We start from the raw sequence: 24979 nt of genomic DNA on the forward strand, positions 1-24979 counted from the left end.
TCTTTTATATCCAAGGAAAAGAAATGTCAAAATCCAACATATGAGCCATACATAGTGGCTCCGTACGCCACCATTGACTGAATCTGAGGAAAACGCCTTGGTCTACAAGCCGACGGTGAGGATGATGGGAACAGTAGCTTCATTCATACACCGTCGGATTCAGTATTTTAGCGTTTTCCTCAGCCCCCGTCAATTGCAAGCACCTTCGGTGTGGCTGGGGGTATTGCCTCGGGCTCTGAATCCAGGAACAGTAGTGGTGGCTACTTTCAATAATGTGTAGGGCTATATTTTCATTTTACTGTGACAATTTATTATAACCTGCACGGATAACGTGCTATTGCAAAAAGCATGACCTAATTAGCATTTTTCAATTGCCTAGGTCATGATTTTTGTCATGATATTGCCTTGTTATTACAGAATTCATGACCTAAACAGCATTTTTCATTTGTCTAGGTCATATTTTTGGTTGTGATATTGCTTAAACTACTACAAAATTCATGACCTATTCTGTATTTTTCTTTTATTTAGGTCATATTTTTTATCGTGATAATGCTAAACTGCTACAAAATTCATGACCTATTTTGTATTTTTCTTTTACTTAGGTCATGTTTCTGGTCATGAGACCTCAAAGTGGCTCTCCAAAGCGCTATATGCGCAAACCATTATTCTTCACGATCATATGGACGGTGAATGGAACATAGAAAATTCGGATTGTCAAAACGAATTGAGTATATAGGGTCATATTTTTAAGTTAACACATCCATCGACAGAATTTTCAGGAAGTGAAATTGGGCATATACGAGAAAAAATGGATTGCCACATCCATTGGATGAGTGAACTGAGGACATATGATCTCTATATAATGGTGTGGTAACCTCAAATAAGGCCGTATATGCCCAAAATCACAAGTCAAAAACCTTGTCGCATGGTGTCGTAAGCTCAAAAATCAGGCTATATTTCCAAAACAGAATCTTCGCTCTATTTACATTGAAAGACGCAGACATATAGTCACATACATCCTTGAAAGTAGCCGCCCCTACTGTTCTCGGAATTGGAGCCAGAGGCCTTTATACCCAGCCACACCGAAGGTGCTTGCCATTGACGGGTTCTGAGGAAAACGCTACAATGCTGAATCCGATGGTGCATGAATCTAACTACTGTTCCCATCATCCTCACCGTCGGCGAGATAAAGGCCGCGTTTTCCTCAGGCTCAGTCAATGGTGGCGTACGCAGCTACAACCTATACTTTTCTAAGAAGTTAAATGGATGGTTGAGTGACTTGCTTTTAATAAGTCATTAAAACCGTCCCCGTGTCTTATAGAGAGTTAGAGAAGTCATTTACGCATATACAAAGAAAGAGTAATCAGATGTATGCTAATTGCATACAGCTGATTACTCTCCCTTATCTACAATATTCGTGTTATTTCTTCTCTGTGATCATTTTTTAAGGTATGCAGCGTAGTATACTGCGCCAACGCAGAGGCCGCCACCGATGATGTTTCCGATAGTTACAGGAATGAGGTTTGTTATAAAGAAACCTGCAAGTGAAAGACCATCGCCTGGGATACCATAGAAGGCTGATGTGAGAAGGCCCGCGGGAATGAAGTACATGTTGGCAACGCAGTGCTCGAATCCGCAGATGATAAAGAGCATTACAGGGAGCCAAAGGGCAAATACCTTTCCTGCAAGTTCGTCTGCTGCAAAAGAGCACCATACGGCCATACATACAAGAACATTACAGAGTATTCCTCGGAGGAGTCCATCTGTAAAGCTTATGTTTGATTTTGTAATGGCGGTATTTACGACTGACAAAGCAAGTGCGTTATCGCCAAATGAGTAGATGTGGCTGAAAGTAGCAAGGGCTGCTATGATGAAGCCGCCTATCATGTTGCCAAAGTAAACAATAACCCAGTTTTTTAACATGCCTGAAAGCTTGGCTTTACCTGAAAGAACAGGGATTGTGATAAGACAGTTACCTGTAAAAAGTTCAGCTCCGCCGATTAGTACCATGAAAAGTCCTATAGGGAATACCACTGAGCTGATCATTCTTGCTGATGATGGATCAGAAGCAAAGCAAGAAGCTATCTGGCTTCCAAGGCCTCCAAGTGCTATAAATGCTCCTGCCATTATTCCAAGTAAAAGAGTTTTGCCAAAGGGTGCAGATGCTTTAGCTGAACCTGCAGCTTCGTATCTTGTAGCAATTTCTGCCGGTGATTTCATATCTTTTTCCTCCCAAATTAACGTGAAACTATATTATAATCTTAAAGGGTTATTTTTGAAAAGGAAATATTTTTTGGGGAATTAATCATGTATATTTTTGAAACACATTTACACACTATCGAGGGAAGTGCCTGTTCATCTACGCCGGGAGTAAATTATATTGACTATATGAAAAAGCTTGGCTACAGCGGCATCATTGTGACAGATCACTTTTTTAACGGAAACAGTGCTGTTCCAAAAGATCTTCCATGGGAGAAAAGAGTTGAATTGTACTGCAAGGGGTATGAGCATGCAAGGGCAGCTGCAGGCGATGACTTCGTTGTACTTTTTGGAATAGAGTATAACTTTGAAGGGGATGAATACCTGCTTTACGGAGTAGATAAAAACTGGCTTTTGGCAAACCCTGACATAATGGAAAAAGACAGATACGAAGTCTATAAGACAGTTCATGAAGCGGGGGCGATAATGATCCATGCGCATCCCTATAGAGAAAGAGATTATCTGAAAGCGATACACCTTACAAAAAATGTCTGCGACGGTGCTGAGGTTTACAACGCATCAAACCCGGACTACCAGAATGCTCTTGGGTATCAGTATGCAGTGGAGAACAATATGAGAATGGCTGCGGGCTCTGATATTCACAATTTTGGATTAAAGAACATGGGTGGAATGGGATTTGACCATCCCATAAGGACTATTGAAGAGTATGTAGAGGCATTTATGGCTGGAGAAGGGATACCTCTTTATAAGAGTGATGCTTTGGATCTGTCAGCAGAATTTAAGCCTGTTAGCGGCAACGCTGCGCTGACGAATCCGGTAAAAGAGCCTTCTCTTGAAGTGATTTATCATTGAAATGAAAACATAGCACCTATTGCATATCAGTCACAAGTTTATGACTGATATACAAAATCTGAAAATGAAGCACTTCCGCCAAAGGATTTTGTGCTGTATATGAACAGGCCAAATCTTGCACCAGTAAAATGGTCAAGTTTAAACTGCAGATTATGAGTGATACCGAGCTTTTTAGGTGAGGCATCACTTATTTTTTCGTAGTAGCTAAATTCTGCTGTGTCATTTTCAAATTCTACATTTGAGTGCAGTCTGACTACAGAATCTTCAAGCCTTATGCATTCCATTTCATCAAAAGGCTCGTCATCGTGGCGCTCGCCAAAAATACCACCTGTGGTGATATCTCTTTTGCCCATGACAAGATAGTATGAATCATGGCGCTTTGTTATAGCTATGAAGCCATAACAGCTTTCCAAAACGCAAAGACCGGCGTAGTCACCATCTTTCAGATTTGAACCATTGACGATGACCGTGCTGCTACAGCCCGGGAAAAGAGTTCTCTGAGTCAGTGTGTTTTTAGCCTGCATCAGGTTGGATGATAGCTTATCAGTTGTTAAAGTAACTGTTCCATCTGTAAGATTTCTTTTTATGAGTGATAAGTCAGGTTCATGGTTAAATTGCCAGCATGGCTTAAAACCAAATGAAGAATTTCCCTGAAGAGAATACTCAGTCTTAAAGTCATCACTTGAAACAAGCGGGTTATAGCAGTGGCCAGGTTTCAAATCTTCAATGTCAAAAGACTCAGGGATGTGGCCGTTATCTCCAAAGACTGGATAATCTCCATCCCAGCTCACAGGCATAAGTATAGGAATTCTGCCTACAGCACCGCTGTCCTGAAAGAGAATGCCATACCATTTACCATTTGGAGTCTTAATTATTCCGCCCTGGGCTACGCCTGAGGAGCGGTAGTTTCTGTCGTCATCACAGACATCTTTTCCGGTGTAGGGACCAAAAGGAGAATCTGAAATAAAGCAGCTCTCAGTGCGCTTTCCTGTGGACTTTGGAATGTGAATCAGGAAAATATAGTATTTTCCATTTATCTTGTAAAAATGAGAACCCTCATAGCCAAGATATGCGTCATCGGCATCTGATATTATCAGCTTTTCAGTATCGTGCGTATCAGAATCTGAAAGCTTTTCTCCTGAAATTGCGAGCTCCTTTATGAAGATATTCTTATTGCCATACACGATATAAACCTTGCCATCATCGTCGAAAAGAATGGAATTATCGTGATAGAAACCTTCGAGAGTATACTTCTCCCAAGGACCTTCAATTGAAGCAGAAGTGAAAATATAGGTTTTATGGGTGTCGTTGGCAACAAAGCAAATGTAGAATAAGCCTTTATTGTAGCGAAGGCTTGCAGCCCACATTCCCTGGCCGTAGATATTTTCTTTTCCCTGAAGTTTCTGTGAAGGAGTGCCATCTAGTCTGTCATAGACAAAAGAAGCATGCTCCCAGTTTACAAGGTCGTAGGATCTTAAGATTTCACAGCCGGGTATAAAGTACATGGTGGTGCTGGCCATATAGTAGGCACCATCAAAGTAAATAACGTCCGGATCAGGATAATCAAGTTTTGTTATTGGATTTATATTTTGCGTATTCATAAGTCATATTGTAGCATAATAATATAACTATAGAGTGAGTTTTGCTGTTAAGAATGCCGGCTGCCTTATGGGCAGTTGTGAAAAAGAGGTACACCATATGATCACATTATTTCACGCAAGTTACAATGTTATAGAAAAGCCTGATATACATCATGGCAGGAAAAATGCTGATTTTGGACAAGGATTTTATACTTCAGATAAATATGATTTTGCAGGGCGTTGGGTCACGCCAAGGCCGGACGCTGACATTATAATTAATAAATATGAGCTTGATGAAAAAAATCTGAAGATCAAGCGCTTTGACCGGGATAAAGAATGGTTTGAATATATTTTCAACAATAGACGGAGCATGCCGGATTACTTAAATGAGTATGATTTGATCATCGGACCTATTGCTAATGATACGATACACGATACACTCGGAGTTATCACCAGCGGCTTTTTGTCTGATGAGGAGGCTATGAAGCTGCTCATGGTAGGAAACTGCTATGAGCAGATAGTATTAAAGAGTGAAAATGCGGCAAAGGCGCTTAAATTCATATCCTACGAGATATTAACGGATGAAAAGATAGCCGGGTTCAGGAAAATGGCAGATGATGATAATGAAAAGTACATGTCTGAATTTGCTAAAACTATGGAGAGTTTTGAATAATTAGAGAGGACACTAGTCCACTTATGCTTAGGTGGAATAGATGTCCTCTCTTTATAATTTCTACCAAAAACAGAACCTGATAATTGTAGACTTCTCTGAAAATAAGCGTATTTTCAGCAAAATATTGATTTTTAAATCAGAGATTGTTACCATTTAAACGAACACGTTCATAAAATACTGAAGGCTGTAGCTACAGCAGCGTACAGCTATGGTTATTTTGATTTTTTGGAAAGATAGATATGCCCAAAATTATAGAAAACATCAAGGAACAAATCATAGAAGAAGCAAAAAAACAGCTTTTTGAGAATGGTTATTCAAAGACGACTATCCGTTCTGTTGCAGCAGCCTGCGGAATTGGCGTTGGGACTATGTATAATTATTTCTCGTCAAAGGATATGCTGATATCTTCATTCATGTTGGAGGACTGGAAGAGCTGCACTGCGCAGATGAAAAAGCTGGACACTTCAGAAGAACTTATATTTCTTGAGGGAATTCATGATTATCTCAAGGTCTTTATAAACAAATACAGCTTTCTTTTTAAAGATAAGGAGGCTGCATCAGTTTATTCCGCAGTCTTTGCTGAGAGACACGCACAGCTACGAGGAGTTCTTGCGAATATAATACTGCCTGTGTGTATTGATAAAAGCTATGATGAACCTGATTTTATGGCCAGTCACATTGCGGAGTCTATACTTTTTTGGACACTTGAGGATGTTCCATTTGAGAAACAGGCGGGAATCTTTAGAATTCTTTTAAAGATGTGAAATATCAAAATGAATCACAAAAGCGGAGGGTATGAAATGAGTAGCTTTGAAAACTTGCGAATCGTAGACAATTTTTATCAGACATCACTGTTTTTTCCGATGCCTACCGTTCTTATCAGCACTTTGTGCGAAGACGGCTCAACTAATCTGGGACCCTATTCCCTGATCCAGCCATATTATGTTGCTGGTAAGGATTATTACGCAATGCTTCTTAATTGTCGTAATTCATCTAACACAGCACAGAATATCCTGCGCACAGGAAAATGTGCGATCAACTTTATCGATGACAATCCCAAAAACTTTCATGAGGCAGTGAAGCTTTCATGGCCTGGCGATAAGCCATCCGAAAAGATGCCAAAATGTAATTTCAAATTGGAAAAGAGCCTTATTCAGGAGGAAAATCCTGAGGATCTGCGCCCTATGGTCATGACAGACGCCATAGAAGTAATCGAGTGTACATGGATGAGAGAGCTTGATGGAGCTTCAAACGATGCACCGGGTCAGCTTGAAGGCTATGAAGGTCCATATCATGATTTCAATGGCATAACCAGTAAGTTTGGTGCGCACTTTATCTTAAGAATTGACAAAATTCTTATGAAAAAGAAATATCGTGATGCCATAATAAACGGCGTGACAGCAAGAGATTTTCCACCACTTCCTGTAGATTACGGTTACAGGGATTCAAAGAACTTCTGGTTCCACAGAAAGAGAAGAATGAGAGCAGAGCTTTTGCAGGTTCGCGAAGCGTCACTTGCTTCTGTTCGTTATGCTGCAGAGAGAGCTGATGACAAGATAAAGTTTACTGATGATGCACTTAAGTGCCTATTGGGTGTTCCAAGAGTCTTTTTACCTGCTGCTCTTAAGGGCTGTGTTGAGTGGGCAAGAGAGAATAACGTTGAACTTGTAACTGAGGAGCACATGAAGATAATCAACGATAAGCGTGCCCAGGAAAAGAAGAAAAAATAATTCATGACATGGAGGAGATAAAAAATGAAGGTTGTACTTGCAGGCGCTTATGGAAATCTTGGCGCAGATATTTTTAAAGCTCTTTTAAAGGAAGGACATGAAGTAGTTGCCCTTGATATGATGCAGAGAGATATTGAACTTAATGGCAAATACTCTTTTACCAAGGTAGATGTGACAAAACCTGAAACACTTGCTGGAACATGCGATGGCGCAGACGCAGTCATTACAACTGTAGGTCTTACAAAGGGATCTGCCACAATTTCCAACTATGATATCGATTATCAGGGAAACCTCAACATATTAAATGAAGCCAAAAAAGCGGGAGTTAAACATTTTACCTATATTTCAGTAATAAGAGCAGATCAGGCTCCTGAAAAAGTACCAATGGTACATGCAAAATATCTTTTTGAGCAGAAGCTGAAAGAAAGCGGCCTCTCTTATGTTATCCACAGACCAACAGGCTATTTTTATGACATTGTAAAAGTATTCAGACCAATGGTCGAAAAGGGCGCCGTTACCCTTCTTGGAAATACACCTGTCAGCTGCAACGTTATTTCAACTGAAGATTTTGCTGATTTCATCGTAAAGCACATGCTTGATGACAACAAGATTTATGATGTAGGCGGAAAAGAGACTTACACATATGAAGAAATTGCAACAATGTGCTTTAAGGCAGCAGGAAAAGAACCGGTAATAAAGAAGGCTCCGACTTGGCTCTTTGATGTACTTGCATTTGTGAATAAGCTCAAAAAGAACGGAAAAGAAGCAATCATCCGCTTCTCAAAGTTTACTTTATCTCAGGATATGGTAGGTTCAACCAAATATGGAGATATGAGTTTTGCTGAATATATAAAAGACAACTTTGCCGTCTGATAAAAGTGGCAGGTATTTTCACTTGGAGGATTAATTTATGTATTGGAATTCATTACTTATAATCTGCCTTGTCTGCGCTGTTCTCAGTGCAGTGGGCTTCTATAAATATGTGTACTTTCTGTCTATTGGATATGGATTTGCAATTGCCGGTGGCGGCATAACTATTTTAATTATGTCTTTGAAGTATGGCTGGTCAGAAGGAGTTGTTGTTCTTGCTGTTTTACAGGCTGTTTTGTTTCTTGCCTATGGCGTGCGTTTGTCCGGATTTCTTTTGATAAGAGAGATAAAAAATGCGGCATATCGCAAGACCTTAAAGGAAGCAACAGGAAATGACAAGAAAATACCTGTGTTTGTAAGCATTTCAATTTGGGTATTCGTTGCTATTCTTTATACAGCACAGGTGAGCCCAATGCTCTTTAGATATGCAAACGGATCAAAGGATGTGATCGTTCCTGTAATTGGCATGCTGATATCTGTCTTTGGTCTTGGACTCGAGTCACTTGCAGATAAACAGAAATCAGAGCAGAAAAAGGAAAGACCTGATATGGTGGCAACAAAGGGACTTTACAAAATTGTCAGATGTCCGAATTATCTTGGGGAGATTATTTTCTGGACAGGGGTATTTGTTGCAGGAATCACAACTTATCAGGGAATTGGACAGTGGCTTATGGCGATAATAGCATATGTCTGCATTGTTTATATCATGTTCAACGGAGCTCAGCGCCTTGAAAAGCGCCAGATGGCACGTTATGGCAATGATGCTGCGTATAATGATTATGCAAATAAGACACCGATCATACTTCCTTTTATTCCTATTTATCATCTGAATAAAAAAACGAGTTGATAAGTGACATCTTGGGGGTTACATATGAAAAATTATTCGATCACAATGGGGATCATAGATTTTATACCGGTTATATTTTTTGCTATTGCAGCAATAATGTTACAAAGGAATCTGTATAACAAAATGAGCAAAGGCGCCTTCGCACTTTTTGCTGTGGGCACAATTGATATAATCTGTGCAGGAGTTGCCAAAGCACTCTATAAGCTTCTTTATGCCGCAGGAATCTGTGATTTCAAGCCTTTGAATGATATATTCTTTCCGATGCAGTCCATTGGATTTCTTTTGGCAGGAATAGGCATACTTGCAATGCTTTTCCACAGACAGGGCAAAAACGCTGCGCTATCCGTTGCGCCACCTGTGTTTACAGGCACAGCAATATTTGTAAGCTGCATGTGCATTGGACTTGCTATGATATATATTGCTTTGTGCATAATTGCAGTAAAGCTTAAAAAGCCATTTCTCATAGCGGTTTTTGTTATATCTTTTCTCTGCTCACTTGCAATGGGATATCTTTCATCCAAAGATTTTACTCAGAGCTACATGAACTGGATTGCCCAGATAATTAACATTGTTGGACAGGGACTTCTATTCTATGGCGTGATAGTCATGAATAAGGCCGGAATTGCTGACCTTGTACTTGGAAAGTGAGGCTGGCTATGACTTGTCTGGATGAAATGATTAAGATTATAAAAACTCATTATGAGTTGGAACCTGTAAATACTTCAGAGTATGATGGATTAAAGATCAATGGCATGCGCTTTGATATAAAGGCCTATGAAGCTAAAAATCTTGGGCATATATCTGTAATGACGGCTAAAGGCTTATTTGGTCTCATGAAAATGGATACCATAATATTTACGCCATCTGAGGCTGATCTGCCTCTTTTATCCTATGACAGGATAAAGGTCATGGGGAATGATATTTTGATTACAGAGCTTTTTGATACTGTGGCTGACACTGATACATTAGACAATCTGGACAGAATTGAAGCATTAGTATCAAAGTATGACTATCTTCCTTACAGGGATCCGGGAAAGCATTGGTATGATGACATCAAGCTTTCAGGTTGTATGTCCTTTAAGGGAAAAAAGAATTTGTCTTCAACATTTAATGCACTTGCAAAAGAGTATCTGGAGACATATTTGAGTCTGCCTCATGTTGAGGTCAGTGATGTTGCACTAAAAAAGCAAAAGACTCTGAACTACGTAAATGACCTTATTGAAAACGGTGGTCCTTCAACCAACGTATTTATCAAGGCCATAGGAAAAGAGAAGACGAAAAAGCTCTTTTACCAGGTCCTGTTTGGAGTGTAACTAAAAAATGCTTACGCCGATGGCGTAAGCATTTTTAATAAAGTTCAATTTAGGCTCACTGAGCCTTTTCTAAAATGGGTTCTTCCTCAGTGTCATTTTTTTGGGAATCATCTACAAGCTTCTGGTAGATATTTGCAAGGATTGCACCTGAAATATTGTGCCATACTGAGAAAATTGCGCCTGGGACTGTTGCCATTGCAAGGTCTGGGAAAGCTGTTCCTGCAAGAGATGTTGCAAGTCCTGAGTTCTGCATTCCAATCTCGATAGAAAGAGCTTTTTTCTTGGATACAGGAAGCTTTAAAAGCTTTCCGAGAAGGTATCCGCATGCATATCCTAAAAGGTTGTGAAGGATAACTACTACGAATACAACAGCACCTGTCTCGAGGATTCTTGCTGAGTTGTGTGATACAACTGCTGCTACGATAAGTGTGATAGCTGTAACAGAGACAAGTGGAAGAATGTCAGCTGCCTTAGCGGTGAACTTTCCAAAGAATCTGTTGATAACAAATCCAAGGCCAATAGGTACGATAACTACTTTGATGATAGAAACGAACATTCCCAAAACATCTACAGTTACAGAAGTTCTAAGAAGAAGGTATGTGATTGCAGGTGTTAAGAATGGAGCAAGGAGAGTGTTAACGCTTGTCATCCCCACTGACAAAGCAACATCGCCTTTACTAAGATATGTGATAACGTTACTGGATGTGCCTCCGGGACATGTTCCAACAAGGATAACACCGGCCAAAAGACCTGCTTCAAGGCCAAATGCCTTTCCGAGAGCGAAAGCTAAAAGTGGCATAATGGTGAACTGAGCCACACATCCAAGAAGGATATCTTTAGGCTTTTTGAAAACAAGAATAAAATCTTCAGGCTTAAGAGTAAGACCCATTCCGAACATTACTACCATAAGAAGGTAGTTTACCCATGATGTCTGGATCCACAGACATGTTCCAGGCACAAAAAGAGCCAGCGCAGCTACTACCAGTACAATGATTGCCATGTACTTCCCAACAAAACTACTTACTTTTTTCATTGTTCTTCTCCTTAATATGCAATTTTATACATAATTATACAACTGTAAACGAAATTGTCTACCAAGAGTGCATAAAAATACAAGAATGATTATTTTTAATCAATAAAATTGCACAAGAAAGCATGTCTTTTGCCAAATGCTTTCTTGCGCAATAATTAGCCATCTAATCCATACATGGATCTTTCTGCTTCAGACATCTCTGTTCCCTGAAGGTAGTCTTTTGTTTTGGCAATCAGATCCTGAGTAGTGTAGTGCTTGAAATAGCCAACCTCTAATTCACTTGAGCTTGAACTGTAAGCCCAGGTCAGAAAGGTATCTGTACCCTTGTGATGACCATAGCAGTGCTCTATGTAAGCAACTTCAACCCAGTTTTCAAGTTCAAAGATGTTGAGGATATTGCTTTCAAGTACATAAAGAAGATTATTCTCTTTATCAATTTCGAAAGTTGCTATCTCACCGTAGTTGTTGTAATAGGTTGAGAGGTCACTATTACCGATAAATGAGCCATCATCTCCGCTATATCTGAACATGGACCCGTTTGAATAGGGAACTACCAGAAGGTTTCCTAAATTCTCAAAATCAAGGAATGCCATCCCCATCGGAGAAGCGTTGTTGCAGGAAATTTCCTGGATGAGTTCACCTTCGATATCCTTAAGCAAGATAACTTCACCATTTGTTATGGCAACTCTTTTTCCTGTGTCATCAACTGCTATATCTGTTGGCGCTTCCCAACCTGAAGGAACAGTTATGTCAAAAGAGGTATTGTTGTTAAAATCTATTATCTTATAGCTTGGCATATCGGAGGAACCACAGCTGATATATGCCAGATTTGCCTTGGAAAAATACTTAATTGCTTTACAATATTGAACCTCAAGGTCATCAAGGTTTACTTCTGTCTTTTCGCCGGATTTCAGATCGTTTAATACAACTACCGAATTATAGTAATCGATGTTATTGTAATAAACCAGGTTGTTATCACTTAAAACCATTTGTGCATTGGAAGGTCCGTAGCTATCGTTTAGTTTTTCTTTTGTCTGCTCTTTGGTCACAAGGTCATAAGATGCAAGGTAAAGTATGGAATTATATTTATCATCATATTCGGTGAAGGCATAGTAGAATTTTCCTTCGCAGGTTCCAAGCAGTTTTACCTTTGAGTATCTGCAGCTGTCACTTACATGAATAGAGGTCTTGTAGGTCTTTTGGTCTGAATTAAAAAGTAAGATATCTGAGCCATCGGCACCGTCGGATACAGCAATTGAAAGGACTTTTTCATCTAGGTTGTAGCAGCTGAATGTGTTTTCATATACAGGGCAGTTGTCAAATTTGGTCCAGTCTTCATCTGAAATTCCAACGCCATAGAAGACTATTGTATGTGAGTAGGCCTGATGGGTATAGATACCTTTTTTTATAATAGCGTCGGTGAGATCATCAGTAAAACGTGATGTCAGCGTAAGACCTGACGAAGTTTCGCTCATGGTGGTATGTGTTGCCATGGAACCGCTTTTGGTAATGTACATAGGAGAGAGTTCTTTTCCTGTTTCATTTACAGATATGATAGGCTCGTTTACATTATCTTCAAGCTGAAGTTCACCGGTTTCATTATCCCAGGCACGGACCATGTTTCCTGCATAGAAGGCCATTTTGGTGTCATTTAAGACCTTGAAACCGCAGTTTATCGCGTAGTTTGTAGAAACAAAATCATATTGCCAGTTAAGAGTAAGTTCCCCTGAATTAAAGCAGTAAATACCGGTATGGTCATCAGTTATGTATATGTTATCATACATTTTTCCACTGCCATCCAGAGTGCCATTAGTACATGCGGTGTACAATTTGTCGTTTAAATAGGCAATATAGTGAATTTTTTGGCCTTCCAAAGGGTAAGATAAAAGCTCACCTGTTTGAATATCGTATTCCATAAGAGAGTAACTCTTATGGAGGTATGTATGCTCTTCACTTGTTCCCTGACCAAGGCAAAAAGCAATTCTCTTTTTATCAGGTGATAACACAAATTCGTCACAGGAATCCATGCTGTATTTCTCTTCGATAACATTGAAATCAATGGTATTAACTACTGAACCGTCTTTTACAGATACTTCTGATATTCTGCCATGGGAATCCGGAACAAGGAAAGTTGTGTCAGTGTAGTTGAATATATCCTCGGTTACTGTGCTCAGGTCCTCATTTCGCCATTTCCTTTCGCCGGTCTTAAGATCATAGGCGTCGATGAAATCCCAGCTTGAGACGATCAAAGTGTTATCATCAAAAAAGAATAATCCATCGAATTGATTAACATTGCAGTTTAAAAGAACCTGATGAGTCGTAGTATCCCAAACAGTGATATTGTTGCCCTGATCCTCAGCTGCCAGTTTTGAGCCATCGCTTGAAACCTTATATTCCCTTACCTGGTTTGACATCTGGTAATTCCAGGCTGCGTCAATGTTTGATCCTGCAAGTGATACATAAGAAAGGGATGACTGAGTTATGGCTTTCAGTGCTTCAGGAGTTACAGGTGTCTCATCCTTTTCATCTTTTGGAAGTGCCTCAAGAGCAAGCTGCATTGCTTCGATACGGTTCTCGTTTTCAAGGAGCTTCAGCGACTCATTTGCAAGATATTTTGACTTGTTGCGAAGGGACTCAATGTAGTTTTTGTGGATAAGTGAATTGCTGTAGAGCATATATCCTGTAAAGCCAATCATGAGGGCCATAGCGCCTGCAAAGATGGCAGAAAGCTTTCTCATCTTGTACTGACGATGCCTGTTCATAAGTTCGTCATAGGAGCAGCCAATGAGGGCAGCAGCCAAACGAGGAAGCTCTTCGGCTCTGGCTCTTTTTACAGGAAGCCTGAAGTCGCAGGAAAGCGGCTCAAGCGGAACTTCAATAGTGTGAGTTTCTCCGTTTTCATCCTGAACCTCCTTTTTAGAGGTTAAAAGAATTTTTGGTATTACGTCATAGGGCTCTCCATCAGCAAGAACAGTAAGAACCTGTCCCATGGTGTGATTTTGCAGGAAAGTCTCTATTTCTTTTTCAACCCAGGTGGATTTCTTGGTATTGGTGGAACAGATAACTATGAGATAATCGGCATTTTTTAAGGCCTCAGCAATAGTATCGTTTAGATCATTGGTGATAGGAAGCTCGTCCTTGTCCCTGAAGATACGGTCAATCTTTTTTACCCCGGTCTGTTTCCTGATCTTGCCGGGAATGTGGTAATGTTCAAGTCCCTTAACAATTTCAGCAGCAACCTTATTGTCAAGATCTGCGTGCTTATAGGATATGAACGCGTTATAATAATTTATCATACATTTCCTCCCCCGCTGGCACCTCATTAAAAAGCACCAACTGCATTAGGATACCACACGGGTGGGATATATTAAAGAATAGATAGCATTCAATCTTTATTTCATAAATAATTTTCGTCTGAATATGGCACAGATAAAAAATATGACTAAGAAAAAACTTGCCCTAGAGGTAATTGAGAGATTAAAAAAAGAATATCCCGATGCGGTCTGCACTCTTGCTTATGACAAGGCGTGGCAGCTTCTTGTAAGCGTAAGACTGGCGGCTCAGTGCACAGATGCAAGAGTGGATATGATAACGCCAATATTATATGAAAAGTTTCCAACAGTGGAGGCTCTTGCAAAAGCTGAAGTTTCAGAGATCGAAGAAATCGTGCGTCCCTGCGGACTTGGCAATTCCAAGGCAAGGGATATATCAGCCTGCATGAAGGTGATATATGAGAAATATGGCGGAAATGTGCCTGATAATATGGAAGAGCTTTTGGCACTTCCGGGAGTTGGCAGGAAAAGTGCCAATCTTATAATGGGAGATGTGTTCGGAAAACCGGCAATTGTGACAGATACCCATTGCATAAGGCTCTGCAATCTTATTGGACTTGTAGATGATATAAAAGAACCTGCAAAGGTGGAAAAAGAGCTCTGGAAGATTATTCCTCCGGAGGAAGGCAATTCTCTTTGCCACAGATTTGTTACTCATGGGAGAGCAGTGTGCATAGCAAGGCGCCCGAAGTGCGCAGAGTGCTGCCTGAAAGACATATGTAAAACAGGTAAGAAGGTATGATTTTTTATCAGTAGTTTAAGAGATGTTTATAAAAAGGTTATTTGACGAATATTTTTATACTATATACAATAACCTTAAACATGGAATTATGTGCATTAGGCAAAGAAACTGTAGGTCATAGACAGAGAAAAGGTAACCTGGAGAGATTATTTATGGATGCAAATGGACTTAGTGCTGAACAGCAGGAATTACTTGCGAGCATAATGGGTAAATCATCGCAGGCAGGTGGTGGAGGAGGTTTTTCTCCAGCAAGTGTACCGGCGGCGGATGCACCAGCTGCAGCTCCGGCTGCGGCAGATCCTGGGAAGATGTTGAGCCAGGCAGAAATAGATGCTCTTATAGCGTCAATGGGAAAATGATGTGTAGATATTAAGAATGCTTGCGCAGAAAACGCAAGCATTTTTTGTTTATACTATATTGAAAAACAAAAGTATCAGATTGGAACGATAGTAAGTGTTTGAGGATTTACGTGTCTGGATTCACCTTTTCTTCCACGGCAGACAATGCCTTTTTCTATTTTGATCATGTTGGCATGTGATCTCATGGCTTCCATGATCTGGCCTGCAGCATTTTCATAATCCTTTGGATCCATAGGAACGACATAGTCGTGATTTTGGTGTTCCGTTGAAATGACAGCGGATCTGTACCTGGTGTCATATCTTATTCCATAGAAAGTACATATCTCAGTGTTCAGAGTGCCGTTGCTGTCAGCACATTGCATTGCTATATACATAGTTTGTCACCTCGTTCTTTCTATATAAAAATATTTATGATCAGTGTAAAAATTATGTTTAAAAGTCTCACAATACCCCATGCTATCTATAATATAATGATAATACATCCACGCAAAAATGACAATAACAGACAAGCGTATTCTCCGTTTGACATAAGACCAACTTGTGGTAAAATTTTTTAGTATCTATGCATGATTCGTGGTAATTAATTGAGCATAGTTACGTATCCATATGAAAAAAGTAGAAGGAGTAGAAAGTTCATGTCAGAAGTATATAACCATCACGCAGTTGAACCTAAGTGGCAGAAGTATTGGGAAGAACACGAAACATTTAAGACAGATGTGTGGGATTTTTCCAAGCCAAAATATTATGCATTGGATATGTTTCCATATCCATCAGGAGTAGGCCTACATGCAGGTCATCCGGAAGGGTATACTGCAACTGATATTATGTCCCGTATGAAGCGTATGCAGGGATATAATGTTTTGCATCCGATGGGATATGATTCTTTTGGACTTCCTGCAGAGCAGTATGCTGTAACAACAGGTAATCATCCTGCTGGTTTTACAGAGAAAAATATACAGACATTCTCCAAGCAGCTTAAAGAGCTTGGTTTCGATTATGACTGGTCCAAGATGATTGCAACAAGTGATCCTAAGTTTTATAAGTGGACACAGTGGATATTTAAAAAGTTATATGAAGCCGGATATGCCAAGCACATTGATATGCCGGTTAACTGGTGCGAAGAGCTTGGAACAGTTCTTTCAAATGATGAAGTTATCGACGGTAAGTCTGAGCGTGGTGGATACCCTGTAGTTAAAAAGATGATGAAACAGTGGGTTATCGACCAGCAGGCTTTTGCAGAAGAACTTCTTGATGGCCTTAACGAGATCGACTGGCCTGAATCAACAAAAGAAATCCAGCGTAACTGGATCGGTAAGTCAACCGGTGTGGAAGTTGACTTTAAGATCGTAGGCGGCGGAGAGTTCTCTATCTTCACAACCTGTATCGAGACAATTTATGGTATTACATTCATGGTACTTGCTCCAGACGGAGACATTGTAAAGAGTCTTATGGATCGTGTTGAGAATCCTGAAGAGGTTCAGGCATATATCGATGAAACTCTCAAGAAGAACGATCTTGATCGTACAGATCTTAACAAGACTAAGTCAGGCTGTCCTCTTAAGGGAATATATGCTATCAACCCTGTAAATGGCAAGGAAGTACCACTGTTTATCGGTGATTTCGTACTTGCAAGCTATGGTACAGGTGCAGTTATGGCTGTTCCTACTCATGATCAGAGAGACTTTGAATATGCAGAAGTTCATGGACTTCCACTTATTCAGGTTATTAACAATGCAGAAGGAACTGTAGACGTTACAAAGCATGCTTTCGAAAAGACAGAATACCTCGGTAAGGGCTGCATCCTTATGAATTCTGAAGAATTCAATGGAATGACTGTTGAAGATGCTAAAAAAGCTATCACAAAGAAGCTCGTTGATATGGGCGTTGCCAGGGAAAAGGTTAACTACCACTTCCGTGAGTGGATCTTTGCAAGACAGCGTTATTGGGGTGAGCCTGTTCCATGTGTTTACAAGGAAGATGGAAGCATTCAGTTCCTTGATGACAGCGAACTTCCTGTAGTACTTCCTGAACTTGAGGACTATAAGGGACATGGCGGTCAGGCACCTCTTGAGAATGCTACTGAGTGGAAGCATTACGACAAGGACGGACTTAAGGGCACAAGAGAGACTTCAACAATGCCTGGTTCAGCCGGATCTTCATGGTACTACATGAGATATATCGACCCTGACAATGACAATGAGTTTGCTAATCAGGAACTTCTTAAGCACTGGATGCCTGTTGATCTTTATGTCGGAGGACCTGAGCACGCAGTTGGACATTTGTTATATTCACGTATTTGGAACCGCTTCTTATACAGCAAGGGTCTTTCTCCTGTAAAAGAGCCATTTAAGAAGCTTGTACATCAGGGAATGATCCTTGGTGAAAACGGCATCAAGATGGGTAAGCGTTTCCCTGAATTTGTTGTTAATCCAAGTGATATTGTTGAGGAATATGGTGCAGATACTTTGAGACTCTATGAGATGTTCATGGGACCTTTGGAAGTGTCAAAGCCATGGAATTCCAATAACGTAACAGGAGCAAGAAAGTTCCTTAACCGTGTATATTCATTCTTCACTGAAGAGAGCAATATCACAGATGAAAACAATGGTAATCTTGAAAAAGTTTATCATCAGACTGTAAAGAAAGTAACAAATGACTTCGAGGCTTTGGCATTTAATACAGCCATTGCACAGATGATGATCTTTGTTAATGCTGTTTACAAAGAGGGAAGCTGTCCAAGAGAGTACGCTGAGAACTTTATTAAGATGCTTTCATGCATTTGCCCACATATTGGTGAAGAAATGTGGCAGATCCTTGGTCATGATGACACAATTGCTTATGAAGCATGGCCAACCTATGACGAGGCTAAGTGCGTAGAAGATACAGTAGAGATTGCTGTTCAGATCAATGGTAAGGTTAAGGCAACTCTTGCAATTGGTAAGGAAGATCCTAAGGATGAAGTAATCGCTAAGGGTAAAGAGCTTATCGCAGACAAGCTTGAAGGCAAGAACATTGTAAAAGAGATCTATGTTCCTGGTCGCATCGTAAATATCGTTGTTAAATAATTAAATATAATATTGTATTTGAGTTTGAACTTAGATACTGCGAAAAAGAATCAGCTGACAGAATAAAAATCTGTGGCTGATTCTTTTTTTAGCAAATTTGATAATGAATCTATTTAGTTTAGACAGTTGACTGAAATATTTTTGATGCAAAAGTATGATATAATTACTATGTATAGGTAAAAATGGCACGGGATTTTGTGAACGGCTCTTATTTGGAGGTATGAATGTCCAAAAAACGTAGCATCAGATTAGGACTTATCACTTTTGCAATCTCACTAATAATAACAACATTGTTGGCAATGGCCTTTTTGACTAATACTTCAAGGATCAGGCGAGAAAGGGCCACTTTTATTGCGGAATCTTTCGCGAATAGAATCCATGCTGAAATAAGAAACAGGGAGTACATCACACGTATCCTGGAAATTCAGGTCAGAAGCAGCGATGGAGAGATAACCCAGGAAGAATTCCAAAAGACAGGTGAGGCTCTGTTTGATGATAATATCGATGTGGTTGATATAACACTGGCTCCAAACGGTGTTGTCAGTTATTTGTATCCTATGAACAGCGGTGTCTCTGAAAGAATAGATCTGTTTGAGGATTCTCAGAATAAGATCCATGCGGATAACAGTAGGAATACCGGAGTGGGTATCATAATGACTCCGGTCAATCTTTCTGATGGCAATTACGGCATTATCATCAGAAGACCAATCTATTTAGGCGATGAAAAAACCACTGATAACTTTTGGGGGTTCGCTTCGGTTACTATAAATCTTTCCAATTTCCTGGCGGAAGTAAATACTAAAGGTCTGGCAGAAGAAAACTATGAGTATAAGCTTACAGGTACTGATGTTGTAACAGGTAAGACACAGATCATCATGGAGTATTCTGAAAGAGCGCTTTCTGCGCCTGTAGAAGCTATGATAAGTACTGTGGGAGGAAGCTACTGGACACTTTCCATTGCTCCTATGGGCAACTGGATGGAGCTTTATGAGATTGCCGGTGTCCTGATAATTGTTGTTACGATAAGTATTCTTCTGGCGATGCTTGTTGCAGCTTACACATCTCTTCAGGCCAACGCAAAAGAGCTGGAAGTCATGTCTTACAGAGATGCGCTGACGAATCTTTACAATCCAAGAAGTTACCAGGAACATATGGAAGAACTTTCCAAGAAAAAGCTTCCCTATGGCCTTATCTATATTGACCTTAACGATTTTAAACAGGTAAATGATACATATGGCCACGAAACAGGCGATGCACTTCTAAATATTGTTGCCAAGAGGCTTCAGAACAGCATTCGTGAAAAAGACAGGGCTTTCAGGATCGGTGGCGATGAATTTGTAGTGGTTATTCATGGCACCCATGACAGGAAGTTCTTTGAGGGCGTTATTGCCAGAATGCGCGAAAATGTAGGAAGAGAAGTGACAATAGGAGAGATAAAGCTAAATGCATCCATAAGTGCCGGATATGCGCGTTGTCCTGAGGATGGCACAAAGTTTGAAGACGTAGTGAAAAAAGCGGATGACGCAATGTACTATAACAAGAGACTTTTAAAGGCTAAAAGGCTTACAGGACAGGAGAAGGGAAGAGTTACTGCCAGAGATTTCAGATAATAAAAGGCATACGGGGGATAGACAAAAATGGGAGGAACATACGATACCATAAACAGGATTTTTGACACTTTCGCTGTAACATCCAGAAGCCGTTATGTTTATGTGTATGACATGTCGAGGAACATAGCGAGGTGGTCAAAGAACGCAGTTGAATACTTTGGCCTTGCGGGAGAATACATCTATAATGCGGCAAGTGTCTGGGAAACCAGAATCCATGGGGATGATAAGGATAAATACAACGAGTATATAAATGCGGCTTTTGCAGGAGAAAAGGTTGAACCCAATATTGAGTACAGAGCTAAAAACCGCAACGGAGAATTTGTAGTCTGCTCCTGCAGAGGAGTAGTCATAAAAGACTATGCAGGAAAACCTGTGTTTTATGCTTGCTCCATCATAAATAAAGGTATAGTTGACAACAATGACCCGATAACTCTTTTGCCTAATCAATATGAGATGCTCAACCACATGAGAAGCCTTAAGACTCAGAAAAAAGAGTATATCATATTGATGATAAACTTCATTGATTTTGCTGATGTAAACAGAAAATATGGTTACATGCGCGGCAATAACATTTTGAGGGCACTTGCAGTCAAACTAAAACAGGAATCTGAGAATATGGGTAAAGCTTATAGGGGCGAAGGAACGATCATGGCCCTTATTAGTGAGACCATGAACATAGACGAGGTAAAAAAGCTTTATGGAAGGCTTAGACTTTTTACCAGAGAGAGCTTAAGCCTTGAAGGAAAAAAAATAGGAGCAGAACTGGGCGGCGGAGCCATAATCTCGACAGATTCTGACATAGATGAACATTCAATTTATATCAGTGCCAAATATGCCCTTGATTATTCCAAGACACAGAGACATGGAAATCTGATAATTTTCCACAATGATCAGCTTGATAATAATAAAAGCAGCATAGAACTTGTGGATACAGTCAGAAATTGCATCTTGAACGGATTTGAAGGCTTTCATCTGGAATACCAGCCAATCTTTTCTGTTACAGAGGATAAGCTTGTTGGCATGGAAGTTTTTCTCAGGTGGAAAAAAGAACCATTTGGTGAAGTGTCGCCGGCGGAGTTTTTGCCATGGCTTGAGCAGGATAGTGTATTCTATACACTTGGGAACTGGATATTAGAAAATGCTCTTAGGGATGCCATAGAGATCAGAAAAGAAAAAAAAGATTTTTATTTGTGCGTAAACCTTGCATTTATGCAGCTTGAGAGGTCAGATTTCAGAACTACCCTTATTGAAATTTTGAGAAAAATAAGTTATCCTGCTACAGGTTTATGTCTTGAAATGGCACAGAGTAGCAGACAGCTTGGAATGGAACATTTAAAGAGCCAGATAGAGTTTTTGAAATCGTGTGGAATAAAGGTGGGGCTTGATGTTTCTGACTTTGCATCTCTGGATTATGTGAGACATTTACCAATTGATCTGGTAAACCTTGTACCTGCAGTGACTGGCGGAATAGCCGGAAATCTTACTACCAAGTACATGGTGGAGGCAATCACTTCTTTTACCCACAGGCTTGGGATAAGAACCTGCTACACGGGGATAGAAGATGAAGAAACTTTGGGAATAGCCAGGAGTTATCCAATATCAGAGATGATGGGCTACCATTTGGGAAGACCCTGCAAGATTGAAATATTTAAGGAACAATACCTTGAAAAGGGGAATTAAATGAGCAGAACCTTTCGTTACATTCAAAATGATGATGTCCTCAAGTCCTTTAATGAGTTCAAAGATACTATTCTCGTTGAAAGACCTGTTGTGATCGCTCGTCATGGAGATTATTCTCTTTTTCTCATACGTATATCGGATGGGGAACTGGGACTGAAAATTGAAAATACGGTAAAAAAAGCAGAGATACAGAGCCGTAAATATGAAATAGCCAATTCTAATGATGCTCTCATTTCAAGAGGTGTAAGACACGCTGTTCAGAAAATGGCTGAGCTTAGTGATGAGGACGTGAACAGAAGACGTCTTCAGATCTGGAAGTGGTATGTTATGGACTGGCAAAAAGCCAACATGGATAAGACTGAAGAAATCATGAACAAGGAACTTTCCTGGGATGAAGAGACCAGTAATAAAAATGGTGAGGTCCTTGACATGGAGAGTTTTCTTCATGGAGATTACTTAAACCTTGGAAACACTATAGCGCTTATTGACAAGTATCTTACTGATGAAAAATACAAGGAGATATTTAAGACATTTGCCATCAACGACATAATGGAGATGACAAGTGAGGACACCAGGGACAAATCCATCGCAGAGGCTGAAAGGCTTAGTCAGATGGAGGGACGTAAGAAGCATACCTATCAGTTTTTGGTAAGCGTGGAGGCCACTGATAAAGAGCATGCAAGGCAGGCACTGCTTAATTATCTGGCCGGAGATGATCGTATTAAAGTGCAAAGGTGAAATTTTATTTCATAAAATTTTAATATTTTAAAACAGTAAAGCGTCTACCATTTTATAAGGGCATGGTATATAATGTACCCATTAGATGAAAAATTGGTGTAGAGATACAATAGGTTGAGGGGCCTGAAAAAGTTACTTTACACGCCGTTTCATCTGATGAAAAAAATTTTCTTATGAGATGGAGGAATTTAATAATGAGACGTTCCGCAAAGACAAAAACAGGCATGAGCCAGAGTTGCATTGCAATTATGACTGATGCGATCAAGGCAAAGGAGCAGAACTTATCATACGGCAAGTTTAAGGCGCTTGATATGCTGGGCTCAGGAAACATGTTCGATGAGGAAGAGGAATCAGAGTACACGGTTCACACAACTGACCTGGTTCGCAGAACAGAGCATGTTGAAGAGAAAAAGCCGGTGGCTTTTGTAAAGATCAGAGCATAATGAGATAAAAAGAGCTGTGAAATGAGAAATCATTCACAGCTCTTACTTTTTAATTGAATCAAAGATGAAAAATGTAGTCGTTTAGTTTTTTACCTACGACTGTTATGACGGGGCCAAGGAACAGCGCCATAAGGACAATTCCTATGTTTGGGGTGCCACCAAATAAGACTCCTACAATGATGACCAAAAAGTCATATGCCATTCTTATGTAGGTGAACTTTACCTTTTTTAATACTTTGTCAGATATTATCTGAGGCATTGCATCGTATGGGGCAACTCCCATGGCTGCATTGATATAAAACGATACGGCAACAATGAAGCAAAATAGGGCAATTACGAAAATGATTGCTCTTGAAGGAAAAACAGTAAAGAATCTTTCTGGGATCGTTTTGCTCCATACAAAACAGAAAAAGTCAGCTATGTATCCTACAAAAACCATGTTTGCAATGGTTCCAAGTCCAATATATTTTCTTCCCCAAATTATGACGAATATGAAAAGAACTGTGTTAAGAGCAAGCTGCCAGGTTCCAAGAAGAATCCCAAGACGCCTTGAAATGGTGAGATTCATAAATGTGCATGGGTCTGTTCCCAGGTCAACTTCGATGAGGAAGGATAGGAAAAATCCCATGAGAAAAACGCCGACAAGCATTAAAATGAGGCGCTTTTTGAAGTCTTTTTGAGTGAAATAATCTTTGATAGCATTCTTGATAGAGTCCATTATTCTTTCCTTTTACTTTTTTTATATTTATTCTTATACTTCGTGCAAAGCATAATATGTGTTTTTGTAATTTATAAGAACAGGTGCGCTCACAAAGGCTTCATCCCCTATGTAGCATCTGTCAGCGTCCTTATCGAAAGTGTATTTTCTTCCTTCACTGTCGTGCTCATTGATGTATTCAAGTGCCTGATCCAGTGTTTCGTCACCTTTACAAAGATGAATATTCATATAGAACCTCCCTTTTTATAAAACGAAAATGCGAAACTGATTATATCATAATTTTAGGTTCATAACAGCATTTGGTCTTTTATGATTCTTTTATAATTATTTATACTCTTATTATGGTAGAATATTATAAATGGAAAGTATGCCCTGACAGGCAATCTAAGGAGAATAAAAATGGACGAAAAAGCTATAAAGGAGCTTTTGGAATCTGTTAAAAAGGGCGATAGTTCGATAGATGATGCGCTACTTAAGCTAAAAGAAGCGCCATTTGAGGATATGGGGTTTGCAAAGCCTGATTTTCACAGAGGTTTACGGCAGGGAGCGCCTGAAGTCATATATGGACAGGGCAAGACTCCTGACCAGATCCTTGAGATAACCAAAAAACTTCTATCTCACGGGCAACAAAGTGTTCTTATCACGAGAATGTCTGTGGAGGCAAAGGATTTCTTTTTACAGAACAAAAAAGACGACGGACTTGAGCTAGACTATGATGAGCTCAGCAAAATTGGCATAGCAGGCCAAATGCCTGATAAATCCAAGGCAGTTGGAAAAATAGTTGTTGCAACGGGTGGAACAAGCGATATGCCTGTTGCGGAAGAAGCCGCCAGAACAGCGGAATTTCTTGGGAATAATGTAGTAAGGCTTTATGATGTTGGTGTGGCAGGAATACACCGACTTATAAATAAAGAGAGCATGGAGCATATTATGAGCGCCAATGTCATTATTGCTATTGCAGGAATGGAGGGCGCACTTGCAAGCGTTGTGGGCGGACTGGCAGACTGCCCGGTTATTGCTGTTCCTACAAGTGTAGGCTATGGAGCAGCTTTCGGCGGACTTGCAGCTCTTTTGTCTATGCTCAATTCATGCGCCAGCGGGGTAAGTGTAGTAAATATAGACAACGGCTTTGGCGCAGGGTACCTGGCAAGCATGATCAATAAGAAATGAGGGG

The 24979-nt window shown here is 40.0% G+C and carries 23 protein-coding genes; 16 read left to right on the forward strand and 7 right to left on the reverse strand.

Features of this window, described 5'->3' with window-relative positions:
• Positions 1-1437: 1437 nt before the first annotated feature.
• Entirely contained in the window at positions 1438-2220 is a 783-nt protein-coding gene (locus tag C4S54_RS13625; protein WP_022775371.1) for a formate/nitrite transporter family protein, read from the reverse strand.
• 87 nt (positions 2221-2307) lie between these two features.
• On the opposite strand from C4S54_RS13625, the gene C4S54_RS13630 reads away from it, so the two are divergent.
• On the forward strand, positions 2308-3072 hold the full coding sequence (locus tag C4S54_RS13630; RefSeq protein ID WP_103870008.1) for a PHP domain-containing protein: 765 nt from the start codon (positions 2308-2310) through the stop codon (positions 3070-3072).
• Positions 3073-3110: 38 nt separating this feature from the next.
• Here the strand turns inward: C4S54_RS13630 and C4S54_RS13635 are convergent, their stop codons facing one another.
• Positions 3111-4673: a glycoside hydrolase family 43 protein gene (locus C4S54_RS13635; protein WP_103870009.1), complete on the reverse strand. Its 1563-nt coding sequence runs from the start codon at positions 4671-4673 to the stop codon at positions 3111-3113.
• A gap of 97 nt (positions 4674-4770) precedes the next feature.
• Between C4S54_RS13635 and C4S54_RS13640 the strand changes: the two genes are divergently transcribed.
• From C4S54_RS13640 to C4S54_RS13670, 7 genes are all read left to right on the forward strand, one after another.
• Positions 4771-5325, forward strand: a complete 555-nt coding sequence (locus C4S54_RS13640; protein ID WP_103870010.1) for a DUF3990 domain-containing protein — start codon at positions 4771-4773, stop codon at positions 5323-5325.
• Between the two features lie 239 nt (positions 5326-5564).
• The gene (locus tag C4S54_RS13645; RefSeq protein WP_103870011.1) at positions 5565-6089 is read left to right on the forward strand and encodes a TetR/AcrR family transcriptional regulator; all 525 of its coding nucleotides are present in this window, start codon (positions 5565-5567) and stop codon (positions 6087-6089) included.
• A 36-nt stretch (positions 6090-6125) separates the two neighbouring features.
• Positions 6126-7055 (forward strand): hypothetical protein, encoded by a 930-nt coding sequence (locus tag C4S54_RS13650; protein WP_026522743.1) that lies wholly within the window; start codon positions 6126-6128, stop codon positions 7053-7055.
• A gap of 24 nt (positions 7056-7079) precedes the next feature.
• Positions 7080-7928, forward strand: a complete 849-nt coding sequence (locus C4S54_RS13655) for an SDR family oxidoreductase (protein WP_103870012.1) — start codon at positions 7080-7082, stop codon at positions 7926-7928.
• Positions 7929-7965: 37 nt separating this feature from the next.
• On the forward strand, positions 7966-8772 hold the full coding sequence (locus C4S54_RS13660; protein WP_103870013.1) for a DUF1295 domain-containing protein: 807 nt from the start codon (positions 7966-7968) through the stop codon (positions 8770-8772).
• A gap of 24 nt (positions 8773-8796) precedes the next feature.
• Positions 8797-9420, forward strand: coding sequence for a hypothetical protein (locus tag C4S54_RS13665; protein WP_103870014.1), 624 nt, complete (start codon positions 8797-8799; stop codon positions 9418-9420).
• Between the two features lie 8 nt (positions 9421-9428).
• The gene (locus C4S54_RS13670) at positions 9429-10085 is read left to right on the forward strand and encodes a hypothetical protein (RefSeq protein ID WP_103870015.1); all 657 of its coding nucleotides are present in this window, start codon (positions 9429-9431) and stop codon (positions 10083-10085) included.
• Between the two features lie 55 nt (positions 10086-10140).
• Here C4S54_RS13670 and C4S54_RS13675 read toward each other — a convergent pair whose 3' ends face one another.
• Together C4S54_RS13675 and C4S54_RS13680 are read right to left on the reverse strand one after the other, a co-directional pair.
• On the reverse strand, positions 10141-11118 hold the full coding sequence (locus tag C4S54_RS13675; RefSeq protein WP_103870016.1) for a bile acid:sodium symporter family protein: 978 nt from the start codon (positions 11116-11118) through the stop codon (positions 10141-10143).
• A 155-nt stretch (positions 11119-11273) separates the two neighbouring features.
• Positions 11274-14414, reverse strand: coding sequence for a TIR domain-containing protein (locus C4S54_RS13680; RefSeq protein WP_160110773.1), 3141 nt, complete (start codon positions 14412-14414; stop codon positions 11274-11276).
• Positions 14415-14556: 142 nt separating this feature from the next.
• Here C4S54_RS13680 and C4S54_RS13685 point away from each other — a divergent pair, with 142 nt between their 5' ends.
• Entirely contained in the window at positions 14557-15192 is a 636-nt protein-coding gene (locus C4S54_RS13685) for an endonuclease III domain-containing protein (RefSeq protein ID WP_103870018.1), read from the forward strand.
• A 152-nt stretch (positions 15193-15344) separates the two neighbouring features.
• The gene (locus C4S54_RS13690; RefSeq protein ID WP_103870019.1) at positions 15345-15551 is read left to right on the forward strand and encodes a hypothetical protein; all 207 of its coding nucleotides are present in this window, start codon (positions 15345-15347) and stop codon (positions 15549-15551) included.
• A 74-nt stretch (positions 15552-15625) separates the two neighbouring features.
• Here C4S54_RS13690 and C4S54_RS13695 read toward each other — a convergent pair whose 3' ends face one another.
• Complete coding sequence (locus tag C4S54_RS13695) at positions 15626-15925, reverse strand: hypothetical protein (RefSeq protein ID WP_103870020.1); 300 nt, start codon at positions 15923-15925, stop codon at positions 15626-15628.
• A 261-nt stretch (positions 15926-16186) separates the two neighbouring features.
• Between C4S54_RS13695 and leuS the strand changes: the two genes are divergently transcribed.
• The 5 genes from leuS to C4S54_RS13720 all read left to right on the forward strand — a co-directional run bounded on the left by leuS (position 16187) and on the right by C4S54_RS13720 (position 23087).
• Positions 16187-18616, forward strand: a complete 2430-nt coding sequence (gene leuS / locus C4S54_RS13700) for a leucine--tRNA ligase (RefSeq protein WP_103870021.1) — start codon at positions 16187-16189, stop codon at positions 18614-18616.
• A 224-nt stretch (positions 18617-18840) separates the two neighbouring features.
• Positions 18841-20226 carry a diguanylate cyclase domain-containing protein gene (locus tag C4S54_RS13705; protein ID WP_103870022.1) on the forward strand — a complete coding sequence of 462 codons (1386 nt, stop codon included), beginning with the start codon at positions 18841-18843 and terminating at the stop codon, positions 20224-20226.
• 27 nt (positions 20227-20253) lie between these two features.
• The gene (locus C4S54_RS13710) at positions 20254-21906 is read left to right on the forward strand and encodes a sensor domain-containing phosphodiesterase (protein WP_103870023.1); all 1653 of its coding nucleotides are present in this window, start codon (positions 20254-20256) and stop codon (positions 21904-21906) included.
• Complete coding sequence (locus C4S54_RS13715; protein WP_103870024.1) at positions 21907-22644, forward strand: hypothetical protein; 738 nt, start codon at positions 21907-21909, stop codon at positions 22642-22644.
• 194 nt (positions 22645-22838) lie between these two features.
• Positions 22839-23087, forward strand: coding sequence for a hypothetical protein (locus C4S54_RS13720; protein ID WP_022775401.1), 249 nt, complete (start codon positions 22839-22841; stop codon positions 23085-23087).
• A gap of 58 nt (positions 23088-23145) precedes the next feature.
• On the opposite strand, the gene C4S54_RS13725 is transcribed toward C4S54_RS13720, so the two are convergent.
• Together C4S54_RS13725 and C4S54_RS13730 are read right to left on the reverse strand one after the other, a co-directional pair.
• Positions 23146-23805 carry a YczE/YyaS/YitT family protein gene (locus tag C4S54_RS13725; protein WP_103870025.1) on the reverse strand — a complete coding sequence of 220 codons (660 nt, stop codon included), beginning with the start codon at positions 23803-23805 and terminating at the stop codon, positions 23146-23148.
• Positions 23806-23838: 33 nt separating this feature from the next.
• The gene (locus C4S54_RS13730) at positions 23839-24033 is read right to left on the reverse strand and encodes a hypothetical protein (protein ID WP_103870026.1); all 195 of its coding nucleotides are present in this window, start codon (positions 24031-24033) and stop codon (positions 23839-23841) included.
• Positions 24034-24204: 171 nt separating this feature from the next.
• Here C4S54_RS13730 and larB point away from each other — a divergent pair, with 171 nt between their 5' ends.
• On the forward strand, positions 24205-24975 hold the full coding sequence (larB, locus tag C4S54_RS13735) for a nickel pincer cofactor biosynthesis protein LarB (RefSeq protein WP_103870027.1): 771 nt from the start codon (positions 24205-24207) through the stop codon (positions 24973-24975).
• Positions 24976-24979 lie beyond the last annotated feature (4 nt).

The organism is Butyrivibrio sp. Su6 (assembly GCF_900108105.1).
GTDB lineage: Bacteria > Bacillota > Clostridia > Lachnospirales > Lachnospiraceae > Butyrivibrio.